Below are 11,455 nucleotides of genomic sequence, written 5' to 3' on the forward strand. Positions count from 1 at the left end.
TCAGTTGCACTCAATTTAATAAATCCTCAACATTTAAGAAACTGGTTTGCTAGTTGCTGCTACTGTACCTCATAACAGCCGTAAATGCTGTATCTGAGGTTGTGAACAATCTTGATAAAGTCTTCCGAGAGGAATTTGAAAGACGTAGCAAATTGACTCAAGAAGTAGACGTAAGCATGACTAAAATTCAGAAATCTGTCGAAGAAATTAACAAGTTAGTTTGTGCAGTTGGATTAAACGATACACAACGACTAATTCAACTAGAAAATCTTGCTCGTGGTATTGGTCAGGAAGTGCAAAGAGTGGACAATTCATATAGAGATTTGAATCAAAAATTTGACAATAGCCTTCAGTCTTGGCAGGGTCATCTTGAAGTTTCTATGCAAAGGACTGTTAACTTACAGGAAAGCTTTTTCAAACAAGCAGATACTTCGATGGCTAGAGTTTGTGGAGATTTACTCAAAACAGCAGAAGTGCTGGTAGCAGCAAGCAAATAATAAGTACTAAATTACCAATGGAGTAATTAAAATGGCTGATTTTATCAGCGACGAATTTGTGGATACAGAAATTCCCGATGATGATTCTAGTATCTATTTGTCTATTGCCGATATGATGTCTAGTTTACTAATGTTTTTTGCTTTGCTATTTATCACTGTACTACTCCAGCTTGCAGAAAAGGATGCACCAAAACGGGTAGTAATTGGTAATGTCGTCGGACAAATGAAAAGCAACAATATCAATGTCAAAGTTAATCCAGAAACCGGGGATATAAGTATCCAAGAATCAATTCTTTTTGCCAAGGGAAGTACCGAGCTTAAACCAGATGGTAAAGCCTTTCTACGCCGCTTTATTCCCGTTTACAGTGGGGTGATTTTCTCAAAACCAGAATTTGAGCAGGAAATTAGCCGCGTAGTTATAGAAGGTCACACTAGCTCAGATGGAGACGATAAAACCAATCTACAACTAAGCTTGTTGCGAGCGGCATCAGTTTACAATTACATTTTCTATGATATGAATTTCCCTACAAAAGCACCTTTAAGCCAAAAAATATTAGCTGCTGGTCGTGGAGAAATTGAATCTGATAAAACACGTGATAACCCAAGCGATCGCAAGGTAGTTTTCCGTTTTCAGTTTCGCAGTGATGAGTTAAAGAAAGATATCGTAAAAACCTCTCTTTAAAGGAGAAATAATTAAGAATTTTTATAGAGACTGCTGATGCACAATCACTAGATGTTAAAATTTTGGATGTATTGACTTATACGCAAATTACCCCACTGCCACTGCGATCGCACACATTCAACCCTCTTCAAAATGCACCACAAGCACGTTAAGCTGAATTAGAGTGACAATTTATTGCGCTATTTAATATATAAATCTCTGATCTTGTCAAATTTTAATTTTTTCTGCTTGAGAAACCCGGAATGCTAGACCAAATTTTTGATTACCTCGACTTTCATTTCAGCCTTGAAGCACTTATAGTTCTGGCGATCTTGGTGCTTTTAGAGGCGCTGTTATCTGCCGACAATGCGATCGCCCTGGCTGCGATCGCTAGGGGGCTGGAAGACAAAGAACTTGAGCGTAAAGCTTTGAACTTTGGTTTAGTCGTTGCCTATGTGCTGCGAATCTCCCTAATTCTCACTGCCACTTGGGTACAACAATTCTGGCAATTTGAATTATTGGGCGCTACTTATCTGCTGTGGTTGGTATTCCAACACTTCACCTCGGAAGAATCAAAGGACGATCGCCATCACGGGCCGCGTTTTAATTCATTGTTGCAAGCGATACCTGTGATTGCATTTACAGATTTGGCATTTTCTTTGGATAGCGTGACAACTGCGATCGCAGTTTCTCAAGAAAAATGGCTAGTGCTAACGGGTGCAACAATTGGTATTATTGCGTTGCGATTCATGGCAGGATTATTCATTCGTTGGCTAGACGAATACGAAAACCTAGAAGATGCAGGCTATGTAACTGTAGCCTTGGTGGGCTTGCGCTTATTGTTGAAAGTACTTAACGATAGTTTAGTTCCACCAGAATGGATCATGATTGCTGCCATCTTCCTGATTTTAGGCTGGGGATTTTCCAAGCGCGTTGGTACTGAATCACCCCAAATAGAACCGGAAAAGAGCGAAGTCTCGAAGTAGGAAGAGGGAATAGGGAATAGGGAATAATCTATTCCCTGTAACCTGTAACCTCTCCCCTCTCCCTTAATATCTTACTCGTGCAACCAAGGCGTTAAGTGTGGTTGCCAACTGACCAATTCTTCATCCTTAAACCACAGGGCAATTTCCTGTTGCGCGGTTTCTGGAGCATCAGAACCGTGGATTAAGTTGCGACCAATATTCAGTCCAAAATCGCCGCGAATCGTTCCTGGCTCTGCTGTTAAAGGGTTTGTCGCACCAATAATCTTTCTGGCAGATGCAATAACACCATCACCTTCCCATACCATCGCCACCACTGGGCTAGAAGTGATAAATTCGACTAAACCACCAAAAAAGGGACGTTCTCGGTGAACGCCATAGTGTTGTTCAGCCAATTCCCGGCTGACTTTTAGTAACTTTAAACCAACGAGGGTAAAACCTTTAGTTTCAAAGCGACGGATAATTTCCCCCACTAACCCCCTTTGTACGCCATCAGGCTTAATTGCTAAAAATGTGCGCTCCATTGCGATCTCCCAAAGCTTAATAAAGTTTTTATCTAGTCAATTGTCCTTTGTTCTTTGTTCTTTGTCTAAGGGTTTTGCACTCTTGACTAATGACTAGCGACTAATCACTAATGACAGAAGACTCTTGACCAATCAGAGTTTATCTCAGAAATTATCTTTGGGTGCATATACGTTCCTAGATGAATGCGCTAAATTGTTAACTCGTGGGTGCAAAACAGAGGTTAGGAAGAAATGGGTGTTGAGTCAACTGCTACATCTGACGAGGTGGAACAAGTACCGTCCAATGGACAAAAAGAAGTGAAAAATCATAAGCAAAAAAAGCTGTTACCACCTAGTCCTACCACAGGAGATTTACCTCACTCCTGGAAAATTGAGGATAGTGAAGAATTATACCGCATTGAAGGATGGGGACAACCCTATTTTTCCATTAGCGCTGCTGGTCACGTAACTGTGTCACCCAAGGGCGATCACGGGGGTTCTTTAGACTTGTTTGAATTGGTTAACGCCATGAAACAGCGCAACTTGGGACTTCCCATGTTGATTCGCTTTTCCGATATTTTGGAAGACCGGATTGAGCGGTTGAATGCTTGTTTTGCCAAAGCGATCGCTCGTTACAATTACCCTGGTGTCTACCGTGGCGTGTTTCCCGTCAAATGCAATCAAGAACGGCATTTGATTGAGGATTTAGTGAAATTTGGCAAACCCCATCAATTTGGTTTAGAAGCAGGTTCCAAGCCAGAATTAATGATTGCTCTAGCTGTGTTGGATACACCAGGAGCATTGTTAGTTTGCAACGGCTACAAAGACCGAGAATACATCGAAACGGCAATGTTAGCCCAAAGATTAGGGCAAACACCAATTATCGTCTTAGAACAGATTGAAGAGGTTGATTTGGTGATTGATGCCAATCGCCAGTTAGGTATTAAGCCAATATTAGGTGTTCGTGCTAAACTCAGTACCCAAGGTATGGGACGTTGGGGAACTTCTAGCGGCGATCGCGCTAAATTTGGTTTGACAATGCCTGAAGTAATCGAGGCTGTTGACAAGTTACGCGAAGCTAACCTGCTCGATTCTTTGCAGTTGATGCACTTCCACATCGGCTCACAAATCTCTGCGATTAATGTGATTAAAGATGCCATCCAAGAAGCCAGCCGCATTTATGTGGAATTGGCAATGCTGGGAGCAGATATGAAATACCTTGATGTTGGTGGCGGCTTGGGCGTAGATTATGATGGCTCCCAAACCAACTTCTATGCATCGAAAAATTACAATATGCAAAACTATGCCAACGACATCGTGGCAGAGTTAAAAGATACCTGTGCAGAACGAGAGATTACCGTACCAACACTGATTAGTGAAAGTGGACGAGCGATCGCTTCCCATCAGTCGGTGCTGATTTTTGATGTTCTCAGTACTAGTGATGTCCCTCTCGACAACCCAGAACCTCCACAAGAGGGAGAATCCCCAATTATTAATTATCTTTGGGAAAGCTACCAATCCATCAACCAAGAGAATTACCAAGAGTTGTACCACGACGCCGCACAATTCAAAGAAGAAGCCATCAGCCGCTTCAACTTAGGAATTTTACGCCTCAGAGAACGAGCCAAAGCCGAACGTCTCTACTGGGCTTGTTGTCAAAAAATTCTTAACATAACTAGACAGCAAGAATACGTACCCGATGAACTGGAAGACCTGGAAAAAATCATGGCTTCCATCTACTACGTGAATATGTCAGTGTTCCAATCAGCACCAGATTGTTGGGCGATCGATCAACTATTCCCGATCATGCCAATCCACCGCTTAGATGAAGAACCAACACGGCGGGGAATTTTGGCAGACCTCACCTGCGACAGTGATGGTAAAATCGACCGCTTTATAGACTTGCGCGATGTCAAATCGGTTTTAGAGTTGCACACCTACAAACCTGGAGAACCCTATTATTTGGGAATGTTCTTGAATGGAGCTTACCAAGAAATCATGGGGAATTTGCACAACCTCTTTGGGGATACTAACGCTGTTCACATTCAATTGACGCCTAAAGGCTACCAGATTGAACACGTTGTCAAAGGCGACACCATGAGTGAAGTGGTAAGCTACGTCCAGTATGACTCCGAAGATATGGTGGAAAACATTCGCCAACGTTGCGAGAAAGCATTAGAAGAAAAGCGCATTACCCTAGCGGAATCTCAGCGACTACTGCAAACCTACGAGCAAAGTCTTAGAAGATATACGTACTTAAATAGTTAGGGTATAGGTTACAGGGTATAGGTTACAGATTTATTCCCTGTTCCCTGTTCCCTGTTTCCTATTCCCTATACCCTGTTCCCTAATTTACGTTCGTCCCCAACAATTCCTCTATCGCTTGTCGCTCAACAGGGGTATGTGATGGAGGTGTCTGACGAGCATCGGTAATCAGCCAGTCTAAAGCAGCAGCTTGAACATCGATCGCAGCGCCAGTTTTATCTACGCAATAACGTCCAAATACCAACTTATCGACTAACCGGACTCCGGGGCCCAGGCGCGACCATTCAAAAATGACGCTGTTTTCCACTGTTGCGCCACTACAAATCCAACAATTGGGGCCAATCATCGCTGGGCCGACAATTTTAGCTCCGTCTTCGATTCTCGTCATACCACCAATGTAAACGGGGCCTGTGATATCCACTTTGTCCCAATTTACGGCAACATTTAAACCAGTGTAGATGCCGGGGGCGACTTCATGACCAGGAATTTGCACATTTTTGATTTCACCCAGCAGCACACCACGAATCGCCCGCCAATAGTCTGGGACTTTACCAATATCTACCCATTCAAAGTCCATAGGAATGGCGTAGAAGGGAGCTTTGATTTCTACCAATTTGGGAAATAATTGGCTACCAATGTCATATTCAACATCAGAGGGAATATAGTTAAAAACCTCTGGCTCAAAGATGTAAATACCTGTGTTGATGTTGGTGCTAAGGGCTTCTTCAGTTGCAGGTTTTTCTTGGAAAGCTTTGACACGACCCTCTTCGTCAGTCACAACCACACCATAGCTAGAAACTTCTTCTTTGGGGACAGATTTAGTGATAATGGTAGCGATCGACCCTTTAGCTCTATGCCATTTAACCGCCGCAGTTAAATCTAAATCAATCAAAGCATCACCGCACAAAACCACAAAGGTATCATCAAAAAAGGGTGAGAAGTCTTGGATACGCCGCATCCCTCCAGCAGAACCAATTGCTTCTCCCTCCAGTTTACCCTCGTCATTAATTTTCCCTTCAAATGAATAGGCAATCTGCACCCCAAACCGCTGACCATCACGGAAATAGTTTTCTATTTCCTCAGCCAAATGACTAACATTGACCATAATTTGGTCAAATCCATGTTGGCGTAACAGTTCCAGCAAGAACTCCATCACTGGCTTTTGCAGGATGGGAATCATTGGTTTGGGAATTGTATAGGTAATCGGACGCACGCGAGTACCCTTGCCAGCCGCGAGAATCATCGCTTTCATAAAAATTTATTCCTCAACCACAAGCCAGTTTACTTTCATCGAGTGATACTTAATCATCAGTTTTTATTTCTGGTCTAAGTCATCCCCCAGAATAGGGATAACAGGAATTTAGTGGTTATTACAACCATCGGTATACTTAGATGACAAGCGATCGCTTATCTTTTCAATTTACTCGGATTTTGGGGCTGAATCAAAAATCTATGACAATGTAGGCAGCAGCTATGCTGGAGCCAGGAGGAAAATCCCATAAATAAATTCCTATTTTTCTCACAAGGAAGCCTGAAATCTTCTTGATGCCAAGGACTCACTTTACTTCCTGCTTCACTTCGACTCCTTTCAACTCAGCACGGGCTAAACGCCCCCCTGCCGCTAACAGCACTCTTCATGGACTTAGTTCATCGGATTCTCAAAAGGCTTGCCGATATGAGCTGAATCTCTAATTAAGCGAATTTTAATTTCATGATAAAAATCCTCTTGAAGTAGCTCTACTTTCGATTGAGCCGAGAGTAATAGCAGTGCCCAGAAAACGCTAACTAGGTTACTGTGTTCAGACTCGTGTCCAGACCCATTTTGCTTGAAAAGCTTTGTCTTGGTCCACAATTCTACAAGTTGTTCTAAATTCACCCAATTGTGTTCTAAACTTAGCTCTCTTGCCGACAATTTCAACACCTGCTCCAGTTCTCCAGCGACTTCTGTGAGATTTTCCTGGTGAGCTAACTCCAGCGCCTCCCGCATACTTTGGACGCTAGGTTGACGCCTGGGACGGATAGGTTTGCTGACTTTTTCTACCAGTTTCAGTTGGTTCGCCATAATCTGCAATTGCTCGATTAACTCTTGCAGAGTCACCCGGCGCTTTGGTGGCGGCATTGCCGCTGGACGACGACGCAATTGCCGTTCTAATGGTAGACGATGACCCTGATGTAATACACCGTCTTCACCTTCTAAGAGGGCATCATCTTCTATACCATCTTGTGAATCTCCGACTGTTGACAATTGCATCAAGGTATTGGCTTTGAATAATACCAACATTGATGCTGATAAAAATGCCTGTCCAGATTGAGACAAGTCGGCTTCATAGCCTCTTGTTATTGCCCCTGGTGCCATCAGTTCTAAATAGCGGTCAATCACCTCAATCACTTGGACATCCCAAGGATCAATTTCACCCTGTTCGGCTTGGTAAATCAAAAATGTGATTGTTTCTAACAGCTCGGAAGCTTCCATCAACAAGTTCTAAGTTAATTAATGAGAATCAAAATACTGTCAATTCAACACTAAACTAATTGACTATTGGCAAAGCGTGTACTGTATACATTCGCTTGTGCTTCTTTTATTCAGAAATCGCCTGCTGCCAGTATCCTCTAAAATTTGTAATCGATCACCATTGTGAATTGTGATATTGGATTGTGCAACTTTTGAGTTGGGCATTGGGCATTGAAAAGAGGCAGAGGGGCGGGGTGCGGGAGGCAGAGGGGAAAAATTTACTGCAACTTCTCCCTTGCTCCCTGGTCACTGAGCGTAGCCGTACCCCTCCGGGGAAGCAAGCTACGCGCAGCGTCTCATAGAGAAGTGCTGCTACCTTAATCAGGGGGCGGATCGCGACCAATAGTGACAGTTGAGACAAAATCACTCGGCTTACCGCTCTTAATAGCGTCGAAAGTGCCTTTAATGGTACCAGCTATGGGAACAGCAACAAGTGTCCCTAACAACCCAGCAATCTCAAATCCCATCAAAATAGCCACAAAAATCCAGATGGGATTCAGTCCGATAAAATTGCCGAGTAACCTGGGAGCTAACAGGTTATCTTTAAGCTGCTGCATGAGAATTGCCGCGATCGCAACTTGAACTGCTAACCACCAATTTTGCAGTAGTACTAAAATTGTCACCAGACCAATACCCAGAGATGCCCCAATAAAGGGAATGAGTTCTGAGATACCGATTAATATGGCAAACAACAGGGCAAAGGGCACCTTCATCACTAAGAAAATTGGTGTCAGAGTTAGCACCATGAACAGTCCTAGCAATAACTGGCTGAGGAAGAAGTTCTGGAAGTTTAGGCGCAAGGATGTGGTGAGGGGATCTCCAATGTTAGAAGGCAAAAGATTGATCAGACCATACCAGACGCGATCGCCATATAAAAGCATATAAAATGCAAGCACAATAACTAACACTACGTCAAGTAATCCTGAAAGCAGTGTTCCAGCAAATCCCACTGCACCAGAAGCTAGCTGTTGCACCACATTCTGAATGTTGGCATTGATTTGACTGCTCACAACCCTGAGATCAATTGGCAAACGTCGTTGCTTTGCTAGCAGTTCAAACTGCTCTAGGTTTGCTTGACTGGCACCTAACCAATCAGGGATATTCTTTAACAGTTGGATTGTTTGGTCAATGATCAACGGCACTAGGGTAACGCCCAGAATCCCAAACAGGGTTAATGTTGCGAGTAAAACTACGATCACCGCCTGAGTGCGGGTGATCTGAGCACGTTCAAAGAACTTAACCGGGTAATTTAAAAGAAAAGCCAGAATCGTCGCAATGCTCAATACAGTAATAGGATGCTGGAAATAGCGAAAAAGCACAGACAGCAACCAGACATTAAGAGCGATAATCGGACCGCTCAGACCATAAATTAACAAGCGTTGAAGGGAGGCTGAACGGCGCATCTGACGCAACCTATTTTAGATATTTATTCAGAGAATTTGTCAAATTCTTGATGGCACTGATTATCATCATAGATATTTTTGACAAAGATATATATAAGCGTATCTGATAGCAAGGAAACAAATCACAATGGACAAAACGGTAGCTGACCTTCGCAAAGACTACACCTTGGAAGGTTTAAGCGAACTCGAAGTAGAACTCAATCCTTTTATCCAATTTAAAAAATGGTTCGATCAGGCACTAGCAGCACAACTCCCTGAACCCAATGCCATGACCATTGCCACTACCACACCAGACGGTAAGCCCTCAGCTAGAATGGTGCTGCTCAAGGATTTTGATGAACGGGGCTTTGCCTTCTTCACAAACTACAACAGCCACAAAGCACAACAACTGGCTGAAAATCCCCAGGCGGCTTTAGTCTTTTGGTGGGCAGAACTGGAACGTCAAGTCAGAATTTCGGGGTATGTGGAGAAAGTTTCCGAAACTGAATCTGACCAGTATTTTGAAAGTCGCCCTGCCAAAAGTCGCTTGGGTGCATGGGTATCTAATCAAAGCGAGGTGATAGAAAGCCGAGAAGTTCTTGAGCGACGCGTGCAGGAATTCCAGAGCAAATATGAAAATCAGGAGATTCCTCGACCGCCTCATTGGGGAGGCTTACGAGTCATCCCTACAGAAATTGAGTTTTGGCAAGGACGCCCTAGCCGTCTGCACGATCGCTTACTCTATAGCCGTTTAGATAATAGCACTTGGAAAATTGAGCGATTGTCACCCTGAAGAAGAGGCAAGGGGGCAGGGGAGCAGGGGAGCAGGGGAGAAATTGCAGTCAGTTTTTCTCCTCTGCCCCTCTGCCCCCTGCGTTCCTCTTACCACTGGGCGATCGCATCTTGAATTGCTGCTCTTGCTTCTGATAGAGATTGGGTACGGGCATCACCTTCATTCAGGCTATTAGCGTTAATAAATTGAATGTCTGTAATCCCAATAAAGCCGAAAATCGTCCGCAGGTAGGGTTCTTGGAAGTCGTATGCAGCAGCAGGAGATGTCGGGCTAAAGTCACCGCCGCGAGCTGTGATGATAACTGCCTTTTTACCTTCGACTAACCCTTTAAAACCTTGAGCATCTAAGGCAACAGTCCGATTAATGCGAACAATTTGGTCGATGTAAGCCTTAAAAGTGGAAGGTATATTAAAGTTATACATTGGCACGCCAAAGACGTAGCGATCGGCTGCCAAAAACTCATCAACCAGTTCGTCAGAAACCCTAAGTGCCTCAGTTAATTCTGGGGTATGGGTTTCTGGTGGTGAAAATGCCGCCGCAATCCAAGCTTCATTAACGTGAGGAACTGGGTAATGCCCTAAATCTCGATAAGCGATCGCATCTTCAGGATGCGCTGCCCTCCAAGCACTGACGAATTCTTTGGATAATTCTCTAGAGTGCGATCGTTCACCACGGGGGCTGGAATCAATATGTAGAATGTTTACCACCAAATATCTCCTGATTAGCTAAGATTTCTGCTTTTACTTTTCTTTGAGTCTCTATTTCAAAGCATTACGTCAGATACTAAAAGTAAGTAGTTACCAAAGTAAAGTAGTTCCCATAAAGTAACTATTGGATAATTTTGGCTAACTTATCGATGTCTGCTTCTGCAAATTCTGATGCTTGCCCAATAAGTATTTTGATGTCCTTATTATCGGGGTCCTGGACAATGTACATACTATGGGTGTTGTGTAATCGCGGGGCTATTCGCTTTGGTGCATTGAAGCGCCAGGTCGGGGGTATCTCAACCAAAGTGCTGACAGAAAGACTAAGGATGCTTGAGGCAGCAGAAATTATTTATCGCCAGTATGAACCAACTATCCCACCTCAAGTCACTTACGGTCTTACAGAACGCGGACAGCAACTCATTGAAATCCTTCATCAACTCAATGGACTTGCTGAACGTTGGTATGGCAGCGAACAACGAGAACATAGCAATAGTAATGTTTAAGCTTAAATTACACAAGTTTTATCTCAAACCTAAGTATTTTTAGGGTTATTGTCCGAGATATTTTGATTGTGGGCTTCAAGACAGTTCCATCCACACCGAAAGATCCTCCATACCAAATAGAGGAAGTTTTTGAATACCAGCTTTTTCAAGACTATTGTCTTCCGTTCTTCCGCGCCAGATTACGCAAATTACGGAGTCCACGATCGCTCCCTCATTACGCAGCGCCTCGGTACTTTTTACAACTTGACCACCTGTTGTAATCACGTCTTCAATGATACACAATTTTTTTCCTTGGATATCAATTCCTTCTGCTAGCTTCTCAGTACCATATTCTTTTTTTGTCTTCCGAACAAAGACAACTGGTAATTCAACTTCTAATGAAATTGCTATCGCTAAAGGAACTCCCCCTAATTCCAGTCCGGCTAAAATTTCCGTGTCTGGTGGAATTTTTTTTACCATTTCTTTAGCTAACTGCTTCAGTAACAAAGGATTAGATTCAAACTGATATTTATCAAAGTAATGGTCAGATATAGCAATCCTAAATGATTTATGAGAAAACACCATACTCATGAAGTTTAGAGAAGTCAAAAACTTGACAATGAATCGATAGCTCAAATAACGCCTTGACTACTGTAAAAGAATGACAGAA

Annotated in this window: 12 protein-coding genes; 6 read left to right on the top strand and 6 right to left on the bottom strand. The window is 43.2% G+C overall.

The window, feature by feature from the left end; genetic code table 11:
- Window positions 1–101: 101 nt before the first annotated feature.
- The 3 genes from V7K44_RS15340 (at window position 102) to V7K44_RS15350 (ending at window position 2,144) form a co-directional block, all read left to right on the top strand.
- Window positions 102–497, top strand: coding sequence for a hypothetical protein (locus tag V7K44_RS15340; RefSeq protein WP_334932801.1), 396 nt, complete (start codon window positions 102–104; stop codon window positions 495–497).
- A gap of 31 nt (window positions 498–528) precedes the next feature.
- On the top strand, window positions 529–1,179 hold the full coding sequence (locus V7K44_RS15345; protein ID WP_334932803.1) for an OmpA/MotB family protein: 651 nt from the start codon (window positions 529–531) through the stop codon (window positions 1,177–1,179).
- A gap of 242 nt (window positions 1,180–1,421) precedes the next feature.
- Complete coding sequence (locus V7K44_RS15350) at window positions 1,422–2,144, top strand: TerC family protein (protein WP_334932805.1); 723 nt, start codon at window positions 1,422–1,424, stop codon at window positions 2,142–2,144.
- A 71-nt stretch (window positions 2,145–2,215) separates the two neighbouring features.
- On the opposite strand, the gene ndk is transcribed toward V7K44_RS15350, so the two are convergent.
- Window positions 2,216–2,665 carry a nucleoside-diphosphate kinase gene (ndk, locus tag V7K44_RS15355; RefSeq protein ID WP_289797237.1) on the bottom strand — a complete coding sequence of 150 codons (450 nt, stop codon included), beginning with the start codon at window positions 2,663–2,665 and terminating at the stop codon, window positions 2,216–2,218.
- Window positions 2,666–2,896: 231 nt separating this feature from the next.
- On the opposite strand from ndk, the gene speA reads away from it, so the two are divergent.
- A complete protein-coding gene (speA, locus tag V7K44_RS15360) occupies window positions 2,897–4,912 on the top strand; it encodes a biosynthetic arginine decarboxylase (RefSeq protein ID WP_334932807.1) in 2,016 nt (671 codons plus the stop codon).
- Window positions 4,913–4,991: 79 nt separating this feature from the next.
- Here speA and V7K44_RS15365 read toward each other — a convergent pair whose 3' ends face one another.
- The 3 genes from V7K44_RS15365 to V7K44_RS15375 form a co-directional block, all read right to left on the bottom strand.
- Window positions 4,992–6,161 carry an NDP-sugar synthase gene (locus V7K44_RS15365; protein WP_334932809.1) on the bottom strand — a complete coding sequence of 390 codons (1,170 nt, stop codon included), beginning with the start codon at window positions 6,159–6,161 and terminating at the stop codon, window positions 4,992–4,994.
- A gap of 390 nt (window positions 6,162–6,551) precedes the next feature.
- Entirely contained in the window at window positions 6,552–7,382 is an 831-nt protein-coding gene (locus V7K44_RS15370) for a ScpA family protein (RefSeq protein WP_334932811.1), read from the bottom strand.
- A gap of 356 nt (window positions 7,383–7,738) precedes the next feature.
- On the bottom strand, window positions 7,739–8,824 hold the full coding sequence (locus tag V7K44_RS15375; RefSeq protein ID WP_334932813.1) for an AI-2E family transporter: 1,086 nt from the start codon (window positions 8,822–8,824) through the stop codon (window positions 7,739–7,741).
- A gap of 127 nt (window positions 8,825–8,951) precedes the next feature.
- On the opposite strand from V7K44_RS15375, the gene pdxH reads away from it, so the two are divergent.
- The gene (pdxH, locus tag V7K44_RS15380) at window positions 8,952–9,596 is read left to right on the top strand and encodes a pyridoxamine 5'-phosphate oxidase (protein WP_334932815.1); all 645 of its coding nucleotides are present in this window, start codon (window positions 8,952–8,954) and stop codon (window positions 9,594–9,596) included.
- Window positions 9,597–9,685: 89 nt separating this feature from the next.
- Here the strand turns inward: pdxH and V7K44_RS15385 are convergent, their stop codons facing one another.
- A complete protein-coding gene (locus tag V7K44_RS15385; protein WP_334932817.1) occupies window positions 9,686–10,303 on the bottom strand; it encodes an FMN-dependent NADH-azoreductase in 618 nt (205 codons plus the stop codon).
- A gap of 221 nt (window positions 10,304–10,524) precedes the next feature.
- Here V7K44_RS15385 and V7K44_RS15390 point away from each other — a divergent pair, with 221 nt between their 5' ends.
- Window positions 10,525–10,806, top strand: a complete 282-nt coding sequence (locus V7K44_RS15390; RefSeq protein ID WP_334932819.1) for a winged helix-turn-helix transcriptional regulator — start codon at window positions 10,525–10,527, stop codon at window positions 10,804–10,806.
- A 75-nt stretch (window positions 10,807–10,881) separates the two neighbouring features.
- On the opposite strand, the gene V7K44_RS15395 is transcribed toward V7K44_RS15390, so the two are convergent.
- The gene (locus tag V7K44_RS15395) at window positions 10,882–11,370 is read right to left on the bottom strand and encodes an orotate phosphoribosyltransferase (RefSeq protein ID WP_334932821.1); all 489 of its coding nucleotides are present in this window, start codon (window positions 11,368–11,370) and stop codon (window positions 10,882–10,884) included.
- Between the last annotated feature and the right edge of the window lie 85 nt (window positions 11,371–11,455).

This window comes from Nostoc sp. (genome assembly GCF_036917235.1).
Taxonomy (GTDB): domain Bacteria; phylum Cyanobacteriota; class Cyanobacteriia; order Cyanobacteriales; family Nostocaceae; genus Nostoc.

Bases quoted from the DNA above. Each gene is read 5' to 3' on its own strand.
- V7K44_RS15390 (WP_334932819.1), top strand. From the start codon at position 10,525: ATGTACATACTATGGGTGTTGTGTAATCGCGGGGCTATTCGCTTTGGT.
- V7K44_RS15370 (WP_334932811.1), bottom strand. From the start codon at position 7,382: ATGGAAGCTTCCGAGCTGTTAGAAACAATCACATTTTTGATTTACCAA.
- V7K44_RS15375 (WP_334932813.1), bottom strand. From the start codon at position 8,824: ATGCGCCGTTCAGCCTCCCTTCAACGCTTGTTAATTTATGGTCTGAGC.
- V7K44_RS15365 (WP_334932809.1), bottom strand. From the start codon at position 6,161: ATGAAAGCGATGATTCTCGCGGCTGGCAAGGGTACTCGCGTGCGTCCG.
- V7K44_RS15350 (WP_334932805.1), top strand. From the start codon at position 1,422: ATGCTAGACCAAATTTTTGATTACCTCGACTTTCATTTCAGCCTTGAA.
- pdxH (WP_334932815.1), top strand. From the start codon at position 8,952: ATGGACAAAACGGTAGCTGACCTTCGCAAAGACTACACCTTGGAAGGT.
- V7K44_RS15345 (WP_334932803.1), top strand. From the start codon at position 529: ATGGCTGATTTTATCAGCGACGAATTTGTGGATACAGAAATTCCCGAT.
- V7K44_RS15395 (WP_334932821.1), bottom strand. From the start codon at position 11,370: ATGGTGTTTTCTCATAAATCATTTAGGATTGCTATATCTGACCATTAC.
- speA (WP_334932807.1), top strand. From the start codon at position 2,897: ATGGGTGTTGAGTCAACTGCTACATCTGACGAGGTGGAACAAGTACCG.
- ndk (WP_289797237.1), bottom strand. From the start codon at position 2,665: ATGGAGCGCACATTTTTAGCAATTAAGCCTGATGGCGTACAAAGGGGG.